A 19,566-nucleotide genomic window follows, 5' to 3' on the forward strand; every position below is an offset into this window, starting at 1 on the left:
GTCGTCGGTTCCTCACCGTTCGTCGTGGTCGGGGCCGCCGTACGCGGCGTCTTCGTCGTCAGGGGCGGGACGGCCGTGTCCCGCGGGCGGGCCGTCCTGGCCCTCGTGCGCGCCGTCCTCGCCGTCGTGGCCGTACGCGGCGGCTTCCAGTTCGCTCAGCACCTGGTCCTCCACGAGTTCCGCCAGGGCGGCGACGGTGCGGGAGACGAGGACGTCGCGGGGGGTGAGGGTGACGCCGAACGCGTCGTTGGCGCGGGAGGCGATGAGCAGGGCGCGCATGGAGTCGCCGCCCAGCAGGTAGTAGTCGTCCTCGGCGCCCACGGTCGTTGCGAGCGTCTCCTCCCAGATGGCCGCCACGGCTTCCTCGGTGGGCGTGCGGGGTGCCACGTACCCGGCCCGTTCCCGTTCCTCGGCCGGTGCCGGGGCGGGCAGGGCGGCGCGGTCGGTCTTGCCGTTCTCGGTGAGCGGGAAGCGGTCGAGGACCACGAACGCGGTGGGGACCATGTGGCCCGGCAGGAAGCGGGCGGCCAGGGTCCGCAGCGCGGCGGTGGTGGGCGGTTCGGCGCCGGGTGCCGTGAGCAGGTGGGCGACCAGGCGCGGCAGGCCCGGCTCGTCCTCCCGTACGGTCACCACGGCGTCCAGCACGCCCGGGTCCCTGGCGAGGACGGCCTCGACCTCGCCCGCCTCGATGCGGTGGCCGCGCAGCTTGAGCTGGTGGTCGGTGCGGCCCAGGTAGTGCAGTTCGCCGTGGGCGTCGCGGCGCACCAGGTCGCCGGTGCGGTACATGCGGGTGCCGGGCGGCCCGAACGGGTCGGCGGTGAACCGGGCGGCGGTCAGGCCGGGGCGGCCCAGGTAGCCGCGGGCCAGCGCGGGCCCGGACAGCCACAGTTCGCCGGTGACGCCGTCGGGGACCGGCCGCAGCCGGGCGTCGAGGACGTAGGCGCCGGTGGCGGGCAGCGGGCGGCCGATGGGCGGGGCGGCGCCGTCCGGCCGCAGCGGCGCGGACCAGGTGGCGACGACGGTGGCCTCGGTGGGCCCGTAGGAGTTGACCATGCGGTGGTGCGGGGCCCAGCGGCCGACCAGTTCGGCGCCGCACGCGTCGGCGCCGACGGTCAGCGTCTTCAGGTCCGGCAGGGTGCCGGGGGTGTCGGGCGGCAGCGTGGCGAGCGCGGCCGGCGGCAGCAGGGTGTGCGTGACGCGTTCGGTGCGCAGCACGTCGGCCAGCTGGGCGCCGAGCAGCGGGCCGGGCGGGGGGACGACCAGACGGGCGCCGTGCGGCAACGACATGCACAGCTCCAGCACGGAGGCGTCGAAGCTGGGCGTGGCGAAGGCCAGCACCCGGTCGCCGGGGGCCACCTGGTAGTGGGCCGCCTCCGCGGCGGAGAACGCGGCGAGCCCGCGGTGGGTGACGACGACGCCCTTGGGGGTGCCGGTGGAGCCCGAGGTGTAGATGACGTAGGCCGGGTCGTCCAGGTCGAGCGGGCGGGTCCGGTCGGCGTCGGTGGGCCGGTGTCCGGGTGTGTCGTGCGGCGGTGCGGCGAGCAGGCCGGCGATCTCCTTGGCGTCGAGGGTGAGGGCGGGGGCCGCGTCCCGCAGCATGAGGGCGATCCGCTCCTCGGGGTAGGCGGGGTCGACGGGCAGGAACGCGGCGCCCGTCTTCGCCACCGCCAGCTGGGCCAGCACCATGTCCGCCGAGCGCGGCAGCAGCAGGGCGACGAGGTCGCCGGGGCCCGCGCCGCGGGCGATGAGCGCATGGGCCAGCCGGTTGGCCGCCGTCTCGGCCTGCGCGAACGTGAGCAGGGTGCCGGGTCCGGCGAGGGCGGGGGCGGCCGGCCACCGGTCGACGGCGGCCTCCACGAGGGCGGGCAGCGTCGCGGCGGGTACCGGCGTGCGCGCGGGGCGGGCCGGCGGGTGCAGCAGCCGGTCCCGTTCGGCGGGCGGGAGGACGTCGATGTCGTCGAGGCGGGTGGTGCCGTCCGTGGCGGCCAGGGCGTGCAGGGTGTGCAGCAGCTGGCCGGCCAGGGAGCCTGCGGTGGCCGGGTCGAAGCAGCGTGGGTCGTAGCCGAGTTCGACGGCGAGCCGGTCGCCGGGCGACACGACCACGGTGAGCGGGTAGTTGGTGGCCTCCCGGGCGTCCAGGTCCCGCACGGTCAGTCCGTGGGCACCGGCCGTCGCGTCGCCGACGGGATAGTTCTCGAAGACGACCAGGCTGTCGAACAGTTCGGTGCCCGGCGGCAGTTCGGTCAGTCCGTGCAGCTCGTTGAGCGGCATGTGGTCGTGGCGGCGGTCCTCGGCCCGGGCCTCCTGCACGGCGCGCAGCCAGGCGGCGCAGGGCGCGGCGCCGTCGACGGCGGTCCGGGCGGGCAGGGTGGTGATGAACAGGCCGGTGATGGTGTCGGCGCCGGGCAGGTCGGCGGGCCGGCCGGAGACGGTGGTGCCGAAGCACACCTCCCGCTCCCCGCTCCACCGGGCCAGCAGCAGCGCCCAGGCGCCCTGCACCAGGGTGTTGAGGGTGAGGCGGTGGCGGCGGGCGAACTCCTGGAGCCGGTTCGTCCCCTCGGTGCCGAGCCGCTGGGACAGCCAGGTGCCGGAGCGTGCCGTGGTGCCCGGCGCGGGCCTGCGGTCGTACGGCAGCGGGGTCGGGCTGCTCAGGCCGGTGAGGACGCCGCGCCAGTGCTCCGCCGCCCGGCCGGTGTCGCGGGCGGCCAGCCAGCCGGCGTAGTCCGCGAACGGCCTGCGTTCGGGCAGCCGGGGCGGCTCGCCGCGGACCAGGGCGGCGTGCGCGGCCATGACGTCGGACAGGACGTGGAAGACGCTCCAGCCGTCCAGCAGGACGTGGTGGAAGGTCCACACCACCCGCACGGCGTCCGGGCCGAGCCGGACCAGGGCGAGCCGCAGCAGCGGGGCCCGGTCCAGGGCGAGGCCCCGGGCCCGTTCGTCGGCGAGCAGCCGCTCCAGCTCGGTCTCCCGCCGGTCTTCCGGCACACCGCTCCAGTCGTGCTCGGTGACCGGCAGGGTCACGTCGCGGTGGACGATCTGGAGGGGCACGGGTACGCCGTGCAGGGCGACGGAGGTGCGCAGCACGGGGGTGCGGTCGACGACGTGCTGCCAGGCGGCAGCCAGCTGTCCGGGGTCCCGGGCGCCGTCCGCCACGAAGGTGATCTGCTCGACATACAGGCCGTGTCCGGCCTCGTCCAGGCCGTGCACCACCATGCCGGTCTGGGTGGGTGTGAGCGGATACACGTCCACGACGTCCGTTCCGGTGCCCACGAGCCGGTCCACGGCGGCCTGGTCGAGCGGGGCCAGCGGGAAGTCGGACGGGGTACGGCCGCCGGCGCCGGGCTCGGCGCAGTGCCGGACGATCTCCTTGAGTTCGGCGGTCAGTTCGGCCGCCAGCCGGGCGACGGTGTCGTGCCGGTGCACCTCGCGGGAGTACGACCAGGTGAACTCCAGCCGGCCGTCGCTCACCCGGCCCAGCACGTCGAGGAGGTGCGGGCGTTCGGCGGAGGTGTCCATGCCGCCGCCGAGCGCGCCGTGGGGCGCGTGCAGCAGGCCGCCCGGGGCGAAGGTCCGGTCCTGCTGGCCCAGGTAGTTGAAGCAGACCTGGGGCAGGCCGGGCAGGGCGGGGCCGGCCGTCGGGTGCAGGTGGCGCAGCGCGCCGTAGCCCAGTCCGCCGTGCGGGACGGCGCGCAGGTTCTCCTTGACGGCCTTCAGGACGGTGCCGGTGTCCGCGTCGCGGGGCACGTCCAGGGCGACCGGGTACATCGCGGTGAACCAGCCACCGGTGCGGGCCAGGTCGATGTCGTCGAACAGCTCCTCGCGGCCGTGGCCTTCGAGGGTCACCGCGACCCGGTCCCGGCCGGTCCAGCGGGCCAGGACCCGGCCCAGCGCGCACAGCAGGACGTCGTTGACGCGGGTGCGGTACGCCTCCGGCACGTCCTGGAGCAGCCGGCGGGTGTCCTCGGCGCCGAGGGCGGTGGTCACGCTCTCCTCGACGGCGGCGGTGTTCGCACCGCCGGTGTGGTCGGCGGGCAGGGCGGTGCCGGCGTCCAGGTCGCGCCAGTGGGCGAGTTCGCCGTCGAAACCGCCCGCCGCGGTGTGGGCGGCGAGCCGCCGGGCCCAGGCCGCGAACGAGGTGCTCTTGGCGCCGAGGTCGGGCCGTTCGCCGTCCCGCAGGGCGCGGTAGGCGGTGTCCAGGTCCTCCAGGAGCAGCCGCCAGGACACGGCGTCCACGACCAGGTGGTGCGCGGCGAGCAGCAGCACCGGCCGGCCGCCGTCCCCGGGACGGCACAGCGCGGCCCGCAGCAGCGGCCCGGCGGCCAGGTCGAAGCCGGCGGCGAGGGCGGCGGCCACCTCGGGCACGGCCGCGTGGTCGTGCACCTCCAGGTGCGGGGCGTCGTCGCCGGGCGGGGTGCCGTACTGCCGCCGGCGCCCGTCCCCGGCCGGTTCGAAGCGCATGCGGAGCGCGTCGTGGTGCTCCAGTACGGCTGCCAGCGCGGCGCGCAGCAACGGCTCGCCGGGGTCCTCGGCCAGCTCGAAGGAGACCGTCTGGCTGAAGTGCGCGGGGTCGCCGGTCAGGGTGTCGAACAGCCAGTGCTGTACGGGGGTGAGCGGAGCGTCGCCGACGACGGGCCCCTGCTCGGCGGTGACAGCGGACTCGTGGAACTCGGTTGCCGCAGCGGCGAGTTCGGCGAGGGTCTGGTGGGTGAACAGGTGCCGGGGGGTCAGGGCGAGACCGGCGCGGCGGGCGGCCGAGACGATCTGGATGCCGAGGATGGAGTCGCCGCCGAGGGTGAAGTAGTTGTCGTCGGCGCCGACTTCGGGCACGCCGAGCACCTCGCACCAGATCGCCGCGAGGGTCTGTTCCGCCTCGGTGCGCGGCGGCCGGGCGGTGCCGGCGGCCTGGGCGGCCCACCGCGGTGCGGGCAGCGCCCGCCGGTCGAGCTTGCCGGTGGCGCCGAGCGGCAGCCGGTCCAGCGGCACGATCAGGGCGGGGACGAGGTGGTCGGGGAGGCTGTGGGCGAGGAAGGCGCGCAGTTCGGCGGGGTCCGGCAGGGCGGTCCCGCGGGGTACCGCGTAGCCGACCAGCCGGCGGTGTCCGGCGTGCTCGACCACCCGGGCCGCCGCGGCGGCGACGGCCGGGTGCCGGGTCAGCGCGGCCTCCAGCTCGCCGAGTTCGATGCGGAAGCCGCGCACCTTGACCTGGTCGTCGCCGCGGCCGAGGTAGCGCAGGTCGCCGTCGGCCGTCCAGCGGACCAGGTCGCCGGTGCGGTACATGCGGGCGCCGGGCGGGCCGAAGGGGTCGGGCAGGAAACGCGACGCGGTCAGGCCCGGACGGCCCAGGTAGCCGCGGGCGACGCCGGTGCCGGCGAGGAACAGTTCGCCGGGCGCGCCTGCGGGGACCGGGCGCATGTGCGGGTCCAGGACGTAGGCGCGGGCGCCGCCCACGGGGCGGCCGATCGGCGGGTCGCGGTCGGGGTCGGCCGGGTCGCAGGTGAAGGCGGTGGCGTAGACGGTCGCCTCGGTGGGGCCGTAGATGTTCATGACCCGGCAGCCGGGGACGGCCTCACGGACCCGGCGTACGGTGCGGGCGGGCAGCCCCTCCCCCGCGAGGACGACCGTGTCCGCGCCGACCTGTACGGCGTCCTCCGCGAGCAGCCGGTCCAGGGCGGAGGGCACCGCGCTGAGCAGTCCGGCCCGCCAGGGTCCGGGGCGTTCGGCCAGGGCCAGCAGGTCGCGGACGATCTCGACGCAGCCGCCGGACAGCAGCGGGGAGAAGATCTCGAAGACCGACACGTCGAAGTTGAGGGAGGTGGAGGCCACGACGTGGGCCAGTCCCCGGCCGGTGAACTCGGTTGCGGCCCAGTCGGTCAGGGCCAGCACCGACGCGTGGGTGACGACGACGCCCTTGGGGCGACCGGTCGAGCCGGAGGTGTGGATGACGTAGGCCGGGTGGCCGGGCAGCAGCGGGCCGCGCCGCTCGCCGTCGCCGACGGGCGGGTCCGGGACGGCCGCGGCAGGGTCCTGGTCCTGGTCCTGGTCCTGGTCCTGGTCCTGGTCGAGCAGGATCCGGGTGTACGGGCCCTCGGGCAGCCGTCCGGCGGTCGCCGCGCTGGTGATCACGGCGTCGGGCCGTACGTCCTCGAAGAGGAACGCCACGCGCTCCGCCGGGTACTGCGGGTCGACCGGCAGATAGGCGGCGCCGCTCTTGAGCACGGCCAGGAGCGCCACGACCAGGTCCTCGGTGCGGGGCAGGCACAGGGCGACGAAGCGCTCGGGTCCCGCGCCGGCCGCGATGAGCCGCCGGGCCAGCCGGCTGGAGCGGGCGTCGAGTTCGCGGTAGGTGAGGCACGCGTCGCCGTGGCGGACGGCCGGGGCGTGCGGGGTGCGCTCGGCCTGCCGCCGGAACGCCTCGGGCAGGGTGTCCCGCGGCGCCTCCCGTACGGGTCCGCCGAACCGGCCGACGAGGTCCCGGCCGCCGGCCGGGTCCAGGAGGGGCAGGTCGGCGAGGCGGCGGTCGGGGTCGGTGGCCATCCCGGTCAGCAGCGTGCGCAGGCTCTCACCGAGCGCCTCGACCGTCGCCGGGTCGAACGCTCCGGGGTCGTAGTCGAGGTTCACGGCCAGGCTGTCGCCGGGCGCGATGACCACGCTGAGCGGGTAGTTCGTCGGCTCCAGGTCCCGTTCCTGTTCCATGGCCAGGCCGTGCCGGGCGAGCGAGCCCTCGTCGAACGGGTAGTTCTCGAACACCACGATGGAGTCGAACAGGCTGGTGCCGCCGGGCACCTCGCTCCAGGACTGCACCTGGGCCAGCGAGACGAAGTCGTGACGCCGGGCCTCCGACTGGGCGGCCTGGAGGTCGCGCAGCCAGTCCGGCAGCAGGCGCCGTCCGTCGACGCGTGCCCGGGTGGGCAGGGTGTTGATGAACAGGCCGACCATCGAGGTGACGCCGGGCAGGCCGGCGGGCCGGCCGGAGACGGTGGTGCCGAACACCACGTCGTCACCGCCGCCGTAGCGGGCCAGCAGCAGCGCCCACGCGCCCTGGAGGACGGTGTTGAGGGTCAGTCCCGCCCGCTGGGCGGTCTCCCGCAGCCGCGCCGAGACGTCCCGGCCGAGGGTCACCCGCACCGTCCCGGAGGAGGCGTCGCGGTGGGCCTGGGCGGGCCGTCGGTCGCGGGGCAGCTCGGTGGGGGCCTGGAAACCGGCGAGGGTCTCGCGCCAGTACCGTTCGGCCTGGCCGGTGTCCTGCCCGGCCAGCCAGTGCAGGTAGTCGGCGAAGGGCCGGCGCTCGGTCGGCCGCGGGGGGCGCCCGGAGGTCAGGGCCGCGTACCGCTCGCAGACCTCGTCGAAGACCTGGGCCGCGCTCCAGCCGTCGAGCAGGACGTGGTGGAAGGTCCACACCAGGCGCACCCGGTCCGGTGCCAGCCGGATCAGCATCAGCCGCATCAGGGGCGCCGTGCCGAGGTCGATGCCCGCCTCCCGGTCCTCGGCCAGCAGCCGGTCCAGGTCGCGCGCGCCCCGGTCGGCGGGTTCTCCGGACCAGTCGTGGTGGGTGACGGGCACGGTGGCCCGGTGCCGCACGACCTGGAGCGGTTCGGCGGTCTCCTGCCAGACGAGGCCGGTGCGCAGGACCGGGTTGGCGTCCGCGGTGTGCTGCCAGGCCGTGGCGAGGGCCTGCGGGTCGGTGACGCCGGACAGCACCAGCTGCACCTGGTTGACGTAGGTGCGGCCGTCGGGGTCCAGCAGGCTGTGGAAGAGCATGCCCGCCTGCATCGGCGTCAGCGGGTACACGTCCGCGACCTCGCGTCCGTCGCCGGCGATCCGGTCCACGGCCGACTGGTCCAGCCGGGCCAGCGGGAAGTCCGAGGGCGTACGGCCGCCCGCGCCGGGCCGGGCGCAGTGCGCGACGAGCTCCTCCAGCGCCCGCAGCATGCCCTCGGCGAGCGCGGTGACGGTGTCCTCGTGGTGCCGTCCGGGGCTGTAGTGCCAGGTGATCTCCAGCTCGTCGTCCTCGACGCGGGCGATCACGTCCAGCAGGTGCGGCCGTTCGGTGCCGGGTGCCTCCGCTCCACCGAGTCCGCCGGGCACCGCGCCGATCAGGGTGCCGCCGCCGGCGGACCAGTCGAAGCGGCCGAGATAGTTGAAGCTGATGCCGGGCATCGGGGTGCCGGTGAGGGCCGCGTCGCGGGCGAGGTGGCGCAGGACGCCGTAGCCGAGGCCCCGGTCGGGTACGGCCCGCAGCTGCTCCTTGACCGACTTCAGGGCGGCTCCCCAGTCGCCCGCCGGGACGGTGAGGGCGACCGGGTACAGGGAGGTGAACCAGCCGACCGTGCGGGACAGGTCGACGTCCTCGAACAGCTGGTCCTCGCGGCCGTGCCCCTCCAGGCCGACGGCGACGGTGGCGCGTCCGGTCCAGTCGGCCAGGACCCGGCCCAGCGCGGTGAGCAGGACGTCGTCGATCCGGGTGCGGTAGGCGCCGGGGACGCGGCGCAGCAGGTCGTCGGTGCGCCCGCGGTCCAGGCGCACGCTGACCTCGCGGACGCCGGCCATGGTGGCGTCGCCGTCGCCGTCGGCGGGCAGCGGGGTGGCGCAGTGCCGGGCGGTCTCCTCCCAGTGGTCGCGCCGGGCGGCGAAGCCGGTCCCGGCGCGCTCGCGCAGCCGGTGCGCCCACTCGTGCACGGAGGTGGTGCGGGCGGGCAGCCGTACGGGTTCGCCCGCCGCGGCCTGCCGGTAGCCGGTCTCCAGGTCCTCCAGCAGGATCCGCCAGGAGACGCCGTCGACGACCATGTGGTGGACGACGAGCAGCAGCCGGGCGGGCCGGGTGCCGTCGGCGGTGAACAGGCGGGCGGCGCACAGGGGTCCGGTGGCGAGGTCCAGTCCGGCGTGGGTCGCCGCCGTGACGTGTTCCTCGGCCTCCGGACCGTGCACCCGGAGCAGTTCGGGGACCGGGCCGTCGGCGGCCGGTACGTGCTGGCGCCAGGTGCCGTCGCCGTCGAGGTGGAACCGGGCGCGCAGGGCGTCGTGGTGGGTCCACAGGGCGGTGAGGGCGCGACGCAGGGCGTCCTCGTCGACCGGGCCGGCGGCCTCGATGACGACGGACTGGTTGAAGAACCCGGCCCGGGCGGGCCGCGGGTCGAGGAACCAGTGCTGGATGGGGGTGAGGTCCGCCTCGCCGCTGACCGGCCCGGTGCCGGCGACGGCGGGTGCGGCGGCCCCACCGGCGGCCAGCCCGGCCACCGTGGGCCGCCGGAACAGGTCGCGCGGGGTGAGGGTGAGGCCCGCGGCGCGGGCGCGGGAGACGACCTGGATGCTGAGGATGGAGTCGCCGCCCAGCATGAAGAAGTTGTCGTCCACGCCGACCCGTTCCACGCCGAGCAGGTCGGCCCAGATCCCGGCGAGCAGCCGCTCGGCCTCGCTGCGCGGGGCCCGGTAGGCGTCCTCGGCGCCCGCCGACCAGTCGGGGGCGGGCAGCCGCCGCCGGTCGACCTTGCCGTTGGCGGTCAGGGGCAGCGCGGACACGGTGACGAACGCGGCGGGCAGCATGTAGTCGGGCAGCCCGGCCGCCAGGTGGTCGCGCAGTGCGGCGGCGGAGGGCACCGCGGCGCCCTCGGCCGGCACGAGGTGGGAGGCCAGCCGCTTGCGGCCCGCGTCCTCGTACAGGGACACGACGGCCTCGGCGATGCCGGGGTGGGCGGTCAGCCGGGCCTCGATCTCGGCGGGTTCGACGCGGAAGCCGCGGATCTTGATCTGGTCGTCGGCGCGGCCGACGAAGTGCAGTTCGCCGTCGGCGCTCCAGCGCACGACGTCACCCGTGCGGTACATCCGCGCGCCGGCCGGTCCGAAGGGGTCGGCGAGGTAGCGGGCGGCGGTGGCACCGGGCCGGCCGGCGTAGCCGCGGGCGAGTCCCGCGCCGGCGATGTACAGCTCGCCGGGGACACCCGGCGGCTGGGGCTGGAGGGCGCCGTCCAGGACGTACACGCGGGTGTTGTCCAGCGGGCGTCCGATGGGCAGCACGGCGGGCAGCGGGTCGCCGGCGCGGAAGACGCGGCGGGTGGCGAAGGTGGTGGTCTCGGTGGGGCCGTAGCCGTCCACGACGGTCAGGCCGGGACAGGCGTCCAGCACCCGGCGCACGACCGCCCCCGGCACGGCCTCGCCGCCCGTCCACACCTCCCGGGCGCCGCGCAGGCAGCCCGGGTCCTCCTGGGCGAGGAGGCGGAACAGCCCGGCGGTGAGCCACAGGCAGCCGACGCCCTGTTCGGTGACGGCACGGCGGACGGCGGCGGCGTCCAGGTCGGTGGGCGGGGCGAGGACGGCCGTGCCGCCGCGCAGCAGCGGCACCCACACCTCGTAGGTGGCGGCGTCGAAGGCGTGCGGGGAGTGCACGAGGACCCGGTCGTGCCCGGTGAAGGCCCGGTCGAGGGCGAGCGCGACGACGTCCCGCTGGCGCACCGCGACCCCCTTGGGCACGCCGGTGGAGCCCGAGGTGAACATCAGGTACTGGACGTTGTCGGGGTGGACGGCGTGGGCGGGCGCGGGGTGGTCGGCCCCGGCCGGGACGTCGACCCGCAGGACGCGGTCGTCCGGCAGCAGGTCGCGGGCGGTCTCCTCCCACGTGGCGTCGGTGAGCAGCAGGTCCGCCCCGGCCTCGGCCAGCATCCGGCGCAGCCGCTCGCGCGGTGCCCGGCCGTCCAGCGGGACGTACACCCCGCCGGTGCGGACGAGGGCCAGCTGGGCGACGACCAGCTCCACGGAGCGGTCCACGAGCACGCCGACCGGGCGTTCCGGCCGTACGCCGAGCGCGGCCAGCCGGGCCGCCCGGCGCGCCGACCGCGCGTCGAGCTCCCGGTAGGTGACGCGCTCGGTGCCGGCCTCCAGCGCCACCGCGTCGGGGGTGCGGCGCACCTGGGCGGCGAAGAGGCCGGCGACGGTGGTGTCGGGCAGGTCGGTGGCGGTGTCGTTCCAGGCGTGCAGCACCTGTTCGCGACGGTCCGGGCCGAGCAGCGACAGCCGGGCGGGCGGGCGCGGGGACGCGCCGGGCATGCCCGTGAGCAGCACGGTCAGGTACTCGGCCAGCCGCTCGGCGGTGCCGGTGTCGAACAGTTCCGGGTCGTAGCCGAGGCGCAGGGTCAGCTCCGGGCCGGGGTAGGCGGTCAGGCTCAGCGGGTAGTTGGTGGTCTCGATGCCCTCCAGGCCGCTGAGGCGCAGCCCGTGGGCGGCGGCGAGACCGTCGTCCACCGGGTAGTTCTCGAAGACGACGATGCTGTCGAACAGGCCGACCCGCTCCGGTAGTCCGGTGAACGTCCGGATCCGGGTGAGCGGTACGTGGTCGAAGCGCCGGTCCTCGCTCTGGTCGCGCTGCAGGGCGCGCAGCCAGTCCACGAGGGTGCCCCGGTCCGGGACGGCGACCCGGGTGGGCAGGGTGGTGATGAACAGGCCGGTCATGGCGTCGGAGCCGGGCAGCTCGGGCGGCCGTCCGGACACGGTGGTGCCGAACACCACCTCGTCGTGGCCCGCCTGACGGCCCAGCAGCAGCGCCCAGGCGCCCTGCACGAGGGTGTTCAGGGTCAGGCCCGAGGTGCGCGCCAGCTCCTCCAGCGCCCGGGTCGCGGCGGCGGGCACGGTGGCCCGGACCTCGTGCGTGGACTCGGCGCGGTGGCTCTCGCGCGGCTCGCGGTCGTACGGCAAAGGCGTGGCCTCGGTCAGGCCGGACAGGCGGTGCCGCCAGTGCCGTTCGGCCTCGGCCGTGTCGCGTCCGCGCAGCCAGGCCAGGTAGTCGCGGTAGGGCGGGCGGTCCCGGCCGGTCTCCGGCGCGGTGCCGGCGTGCCGGGCGAAGACGTCCGTGAGGACCTGGAACAGGCTCCAGCCGTCCAGGAGCAGGTGGTGGAAGGACCACACCACGCGCACGGCGGTGCCGGACACGCGGGCGAGGAGCAGGCGCTGGAGGGGGGCCCGGGTCAGGTCGATGCCGTCCGCGCGGTCGTGGGCCAGGACGTCGTCCAGCCGGGCGCGGCGCTCGTCCTCGGTCAGGTCGCGCCAGTCCAGGTGGGTGACCGGCAGGGCCGCGTGGCGCTGCACCACCAGCAGCGGCTCGGGTATGTCCTGCCAGACGACCCGGCCGCGCAGCACCTCGGTGCGGTCGGTCACGTGCTGCCAGGCGGCGGCGAGGGCCTCCGGGTCCGGTACGCCGTCCAGGACGAAGGTGAGCTGCTGGAAGTAGACGCCTCGGTCGTCCTGGGAGAGCCCGTGGAAGAGCATGCCCGCCTGGGTCGGCGTGAGGGGCAGGACGTCCGCCACGGCGGCCGGGTCCGCGCCGGTGACGCGGTCCACGGCGGCCTGGTCGAGCCGGGCCAGCGGGAAGTCGGACGGGGTGCGTCCGGCGGCGCCCGGTGACGCGGCGTACCGGGCGAGGTCCGTCAGCGCGTCCGCGAAGCGGTCCGCGAGGGCCCGGACCGTGTCCTGCCGGTGCAGCCGGTCGGAGTAGAACCAGGTGAACTCCAGGCGGTCGCCGTCGAGGTGGCCGACGACCTCCAGGGCGTGCGGGCGCTCGGCGGCCGGGTCGGCGTCCAGCTCCAGCGGCCGGACGGTGCCCCGGTACAGTCCGTCGCCGCCGTCCGGCAGCCCCATCCGGCCCAGGTAGTTGAAGCTGATCTGGGCGTGCGGGGTGCCGGGCGCGGCACCGGGAGCGGCGAGGTGGCGCAGCGCGTCGTGGCCGAGGCCGTGCCGGGGTACGGCGCGCAGCTGCTCCTTGACCCCCTTCAGGACGGTGTCCCAGCCGGCGTCCCCGGGCACGGTGAGGGCGACGGGGTAACGGGTGGTGAACCAGCCGACCGTGCGGCTGAGGTCCAGGTCGGGGAAGAGTTCCTCGCGGCCGTGGCCCTCGACGTCGACCACCACGCGTTCCCGCCCGGTCCCGGCGCACAGGGCGCGGCCGAGGGCGCCGAGCAGCACGTCGTTGACCTGGGTGCGGTAGGTCTCGGGCAGGGTGCGCAGCAGGACCGCGGTGTCCTCGGGGCTCAGACGGACGGTGACCGCGCGCTGGGAGGCGTAGGTGTTGGCGCCGTCCGTGTCCTGGGGCACGGCGGGAGCGGTGTCCGGGACCTCCCGGGCCCAGTACTCCCGCTCGTCGTCGAAGCCGCCGTCCGCCGCGTGCGCGTGCAGCCGGCGCGCCCACTGCCGTACGGGGGTGGACTTCGCGGGCAGGGCCGCCGCGCTGTCGTCGCCCGCGCGGCGGGCCCGGTAGGCGGTGTCCAGGTCGTCCAGCAGGATCCGCCAGGACACGCCGTCGACCACCAGGTGGTGCACGGCGAGGTGCAGGACCCGCGGCAGGCCGGGGCCGCGGTCGTGCAGCACGGCCCGCAGCAGCGGCCCCGCGGCGAGGTCGAAGGAGCCGAAGTGGGGGGTGTCCTGGTCCGGGCCGGTGTGCCGGCCCAGGACGATCCGGGGCGCCCGGTCCGCGACGGCCCAGCCGACCCGCGGGGTGCCGTCGCCGGCGGTGAAGCGGGAGCGCAGGGCGTCGTGATGGGCGGCCAGGTCGTTCAGCGCGTCCTCGAGTGCCGCCGCGTCCAGGTCGTCGGGCACCTGGACGGACAGCGCCTGCGCGAAGTGGGCCGCCCGCTCGGCGGCCGTGCCGAACAGCCAGTGCTGGATCGGTGTCAGAGGGGCCGCTCCGGTGGCCGCCTCCGGGGCCGGGGCCGCGGCGCGGGAGCTTCCGGCGGCGTCCGCGCGGCGGGCGAGGGCGGCGACCGTCTGGTGCTGGTAGAGGTCCCGGGAGGTCAGCATCAGGCCCTCCTGCCGGGCCCGGGCCACCACCTGGATGCTGAGGATGGAGTCGCCGCCGAGTTCGAAGAAGTTGTCGTCGACGCCGATCCGCTCCACGTGCAGCACGTCCGCCCAGATCGCGGCGAGGGCGTGCTCGGTGGGAGTGCGGGGGGCGACGTGCCGTACGGCCCGCACGGCGGGGCCGGGGTCGGGCAGGCGCCCGCGGTCGATCTTGCCGTTGGGGTTGAGCGGCAGGTCGTCCAGCACGACGACGACCGCCGGGACCATGTAGTCGGGCAGCGTACGGCCCAGTTCCCGGCGTACGGCCTCGGGGTCGACCCGCGCTCCGGGGGCCGGGACGACGTAGCCGGCGAGGCGCCGGTGGCCGTCGGTGTCGGCCGCGGTGGCCGCCGCCTCGGCCACGCCGGCGCAGCGGCGCAGCGCCTCCTCCACCTCGCCCAGTTCGATCCGGAAGCCGCGCACCTTGACCTGCTGGTCGATCCGGCCGAGGTACTCCAGCCGGCCGTCGGCCCGCCGGCGCACCAGGTCGCCGGTGCGGTACATGCGCTCACCCGGCGCGCCGAACGGATCGGCGACGAAGCGGGCGGCGGACAGTCCCGGACGGTTCAGGTAGCCGCGCGCCAGGCCGCCGCCCCCGAGATACAGCTCGCCCGTGACACCGGGCGGCTGGAGCCGCAGGGCGCCGTCCAGGACGTACGCCCGGGTCACGGCCACGGGTTCGCCGATGGGCGGGGACTGCTCCGGCAGCCGGCCGTCGGCGAACCACGCGGTGGCGTACACGGTGGCCTCGGTGGGGCCGTAGATGTTGGCGATCCGGGCCGCGGGCATGGCGGCGCGCACGTCGTGCACCGTCTGCGCGGGCAGGGCCTCACCGGCCAGGACGACGGTGTCCGCCGTCACGGGTGCCGTACCGCCCGCGACCAGCCGGGAGACGACGGAGGGCACTCCGCTGAGCAGCCCGGCGCTGCGCGGGGCCGGCGTGTCGGCGAGGGCCGGCAGGTCGGCGACCACCTCCACGGAGCCGCCGGCCAGCAGCGGGCACAGCAGCTCGAAGACCGAGACGTCGAAGTTGAGGGAGGTGGAGGCGATCACATGGGCGAGCCCGTCGGGTCCGAACCGCTCCCCCGCCCAGGCGGCCAGCGCGGCGACACTGCGATGGGTGACCACGACCCCCTTGGGGCGCCCGGTGGAACCGGAGGTGTAGATGACGTACGCGGGATGGTCCGGCAGCAGCGGCCGGATCCGGTCGGCGTCGGTCAGGTCGGCGTCGGCCAGGTCCGGGTCGGGCACGTCCTGGCCGGCGCAGTCCTCCAGCAGCAGCGGGACGCAGTCCTCGGGCAGGGCGGACGCGGTGTCCCGGGTGGCGAGGACGAGGGCGGGCCGGGCGTCGTCCAGCATGAAGCGGATCCGCTCGGCGGGATAGGCGGGGTCCACCGGCAGATAGCCCGCGCCCGACTTCAGCACCGCCCACAGCACGGGCACCAGGTCGACCGAGCGCGGCAGGCACAGCGCGACCAGGGTCTCCGGGCCGGCGCCGCGCGCGACGAGCAGCCGCGCCAGTCGGCCGGCGCGCCGGTCGGTCTCGGCGTAGTCGAGCCGGTCGGGGCCGCAGACGACGGCGGTCCGGCCGGGGGTCCGGGCGACCTGGGCGCGGAACAGCCCGGGCAGCGTGACGTCCCCGGTGTCCCGGCTCCGGCGCGCGGGCGGGTTCCAGGCGTCCACCAGGGTGTGCCGCTCCGCGGCCGACAGCATGGGCAGCTCGGTCAGCGTGCGGCCCGGGCCGTCCGCCATGCCCGCCAGCAGGCGGTGCAGATGACCGGTCAGGCGGGCCACGGTCACCGCCTCGAACAGGTCCGTGTTGTACTCGACGGTCAGCGCGCAGCCGCCGTCGGCGTCCGGTGTGAACTCCAGGACCAGGTCGAAGCGGGCGGCCGGGCGGGGCAGCGGATGCTCCTCCAGACGCAGGCCGCCGGCGAGGGGCGGCACGCCGAGGGGCGTCTGCTGGACGACGAGCGCCTGCACCAGCGGGGTCCGGCTGGGGTCCCGGGTGGGCGCCAGCTCCTCCACCACCCGGTCGAACGGCACGCCGTCGTGGGCGAAGGCGTCCAGCACCGTGGTCCGCATGCCCTCCACGAACCGGTCGACGGTCACCCGCTCGTCCACGTCCGTGCGCAGCACCACCGTGTTGGCGAAGAACCCCGGCACGTCCTCCAGCTCCCGGCGGCCCCGCCCGTTGGTGACGGTGCCGAACGCCACGTCCCGCTGCCCCGAGTAGCGGGCGAACAGCAGCGCCGCGGCCCCCGCGAACAGGGTGAACACGGTCGTGCCGCGGCCCGTCGCCAGATGCCGCAGCCGGGCCGTCAGCTCCGCGGGGAGACGGTGGTGGTGTGCCGCCCCGGCGGTGGTGCGCACCGCCGGACGCGGCCGGTCGGTGGGCAGCTCCAGCTGCTGGAGGTCCGACAGGTGCCGTCTCCAGTAGGCCAGGTCAGCGGCGTCTGTATTTTCGGCGTTCCCGGCGTTTCCGGCGTTCCCGGCCCGCTGCCCCTGCTCCCACACGGCGAAGTCCGGGTACTGCACGGCGGGCCGGGGCAGCCCGTCGGGCTCGCCGGTGGCCTCGGCGCGGTAGAGGGCGGCGAGTTCCCGGGTGAGGACGCCCACCGACCAGCCGTCGGTGACGATGTGATGCTGGGCCAGCAGCAGCAGGTGGTCGTCCTCGGCGAGGCGGACGAGCAGCGCGCGGGTGAGCGGGCCCGCCTCCAGGTCGAAGGGGCTGCACAGCTCCCCGGTGAGCAGTTCCTCGGCCGCCTCGGCCCGGCGCGCCCCGGGTACGCCCGTGAGGTCGGCCGTCCGCAGGGGCAGGTCGGGGTCGGCCGCGACGCGCTGGACGCCCTGTCCGTCGACGGTGGTGAACGTGGTGCGCAGCGAGGCGTGCCGGGCGGCGAGGCGGTGCAGGGACCGGCGCAGCGCGTCCTCGTCGAGCGCGCCGCGCAGCCGCAGGGACACGCCGGTGTTGTACTCGGTGCCGCCGTCGGTCAGGTCGTCCAGGAACCACAGCCGGCGCTGGGCGCTGGACAGCGGCAGGACGCCGCCGGCGGGGGCCGGCGGGATCGGGTCCGGCGGGGCGGCGGCGGACGGGTCGCCGAGCAGGGGCGCCAGGGCGGCGACCGTACGGGCGGTGAAGACGTCGCGTACGGTCAGCCGCACTCCCAGCTCGTCCCGGATGCGGGACAGGGCGCGCGCGGCGAGAACCGAGTCACCGCCCAGGTCCAGGAAGTTGTCCGTCACACCGATCCCGTCGACGCCCAGGACGTCGGCCCAGATCGCGGCGAGGGAGCGCTCCCGGGGGGAACGGGGCGGCACGCGGCCCGCCGTGGACGCCCGCTCCGGAGCGGGCAGGGCCCGTCGGTCGATCTTGTGCTGCGGGGTGAGCGGCATCCGCTCCAGCACCACGACGGCGGCCGGCACCATGTGCCCGGGCAGCACAGCGACGAGGGCGGCCCGCAACGTGGCCGGGTCGAGGGGGCGGGCGGGGGTGGGGACACCGGCGGTGCCGGGGTGTTCCACGGAAGCGGAGGGGCCGGAGGAGACGGGTGGGTGACCCACGGCCGGCGAACCCGAGGGCCGGTCCTCACCCACGGCACCGGGTCTTCTCCCGGCCCCGGCGGCCCCGTTGGCGACCCCTGCGCCAACGGACTCGGCCCCCGTGCCGGGGAACGCCGCCTCAGAGGACTCCACGGCGCCATCGGACTCGCCCACCTCGCCGGCGACCGCCTCCCCGACGGCCCCGGCCGAGCCGGCCACCACGTCGGCGGAACCGGCCGCCTCGGAGGACGCCACCACACCCTCGGACTCGGCCACCCCGCCGATGGCCCCCGCCGAGGCAGCCGGCCCGTCCCCGGAACCGGCCGTCCCGGAGGACGCCCCGGCGCTCTGGGCCCCGGCCGTCCCGGACGACGCCACCACGTCCCCGGAACCGGCCGACCCGGAGGACGCCACCACACCCTCGGACTCGGCCACCTCGCCGACGGCCCCCGCCGAGGCAGCCGGCCCGTCCCCGGAACCGGCCGTCCCGGACGACGCCCCGGCGCTCCGGGCCCCGGCCGTCCCGGACGACGCCACCACGTCCCCGGAACCGGCCGACCCGGAGGACGCCACCACGTCCCCGGAACCGGCCGACCCGGCGGAACCCGCCGCACCCCCGGCCTGAGCCGCCCCGAGGGAATCCACCGCGACCCCGGTCTCGGCCGACCCGCGCGGATCGTTCGGGGTGACGTACGCGACCAGGCGGCGGTGGCCAGGTTCGTCCTCGCGGACCACGACCACGGCCTCGCCGACGGCGCCCCCGGCCAGCCGGCGCAGGGCCGCCTCGATCTCGCCGGGTTCGATCCGGAAGCCGCGGATCTTCACCTGCCGGTCCAGCCGGCCCAGGTACTCCAGTTCCCCCTCGGCGGTCCGGCGCACCCGGTCGCCGGTGCGGTACAGGCGGGCTCCGGGCGGGCCGAAGGGGTCGGCGACGAAGCGGGCGGCGGTCAGGCCCGGCCGGCCCAGGTAGCCGCGGGCCACCGCGTCGCCGCCCACGAACAACTCGCCGTCCGTGCCGGGCGCCACGGGCCGCATCGCGGTGTCGAGGACGTACACCCGGGTATGCGGCAGCGCGTCGCCGATCGTCGGGGTGCCCCGGCCGGCGGTGAGGGGCCCGGTCCAGGTGGCCACGATGGTGGCCTCGGTCGGGCCGTAGGAGTTGACCATGCGGCGGCCAGGGGCCCAGCGGTCGACGAGCCCGGCCGGGCATGCCTCGGCACCCACGATCAGGGTGCGCAGCGATCGCGCGGTGCCCTCCCCCGGGTCGGGGAGGGTGGCCAGCGCGGCCGGCGGGATGAGGGCGTGGGTGATGCGGTGCTCGTCCACGACGGCGGCGAGTTCGTCGCCGAGCCAGGGCCCGTGCGGCGGTACGACGAGCGTGGCACCGGACAGGACGGAGACGCACAGCTCCAGGACGGAGGCGTCGAAGCTGGGTGAGGAGAACTGGAGCACGCGGTCGCCGGGGCCGACGGCGTACCGCTCGGCGGCGGCGGCCGTGAAGCCGCCGATGCCGCGGTGGGTGACCGTCACGCCCTTGGGGGTGCCGGTGGATCCGGAGGTGTAGATGACGTAGGCGGCGTGGTCGGCCCCGACCCCGGTGTCGGCGCCGGCCGGGTGCTCGGCGGCGTCCGCGCCGTCCAGCAGTTCGCCGGTCCGCCGCGGGTCGTCGAGGACGACCGCGGGTGCCGCGTCGGTGAGCATCAGCGCCCGGCGGTCCGCCGGGTAGGCGGGGTCCACGGGCAGGAAGGCCGCTCCCGCCCGGGCGACGGCCAGCTCGGCCGCTATCAGCTCCATGGAGCGCGGCAGCACGAGCGCCACCACCCGGTCGGGGCCCGCCCCGTGCCGCGTCAGGTACCCGGCCAGCCGGTCGGCGCGGGCGGACAGCTCCCGGTAGGTCCAGGTCCGTCGGCCGTCGGTGAGGGCCGGTGCGTCCGGGGTGCGGGTCACCCACGCGCTGAACAGCTCGCCGAGCGTCGGGTACGCCGTGGCCGCGGCGCTCTCCGGCGCCCCGGCGGTGTCACCGGCCCGCGGCAGGGAGGACGCCGGCGCGGGCTTGTCGTTCAGGTCCGTCATGGGTGAAGTCCTTAGGAGGGCGGGACGGTACGGCGCGGGCAGCGGAGGCGGACGCGGGCAGCGGCGCGCCCCACCGCGGGGCGGTGCGGTGGGTCACGGCGGCACGGCGGGCGTGCGCGACGGTGCGGGAACTGC

General features: G+C 76.4%; 1 protein-coding gene. It reads right to left on the reverse strand.

Going from position 1 to position 19,566, the window contains the following annotated elements; genetic code table 11:
* Window positions 1-12: 12 nt before the first annotated feature.
* Window positions 13-19,431: a non-ribosomal peptide synthase/polyketide synthase gene (locus tag AB0F03_RS15775; RefSeq protein WP_361991310.1), complete on the reverse strand. Its 19,419-nt coding sequence runs from the start codon at window positions 19,429-19,431 to the stop codon at window positions 13-15.
* Window positions 19,432-19,566 lie beyond the last annotated feature (135 nt).

This window comes from Streptomyces sp. NPDC028722, from assembly GCF_040637655.1.
Classification (GTDB): domain Bacteria; phylum Actinomycetota; class Actinomycetes; order Streptomycetales; family Streptomycetaceae; genus Streptomyces.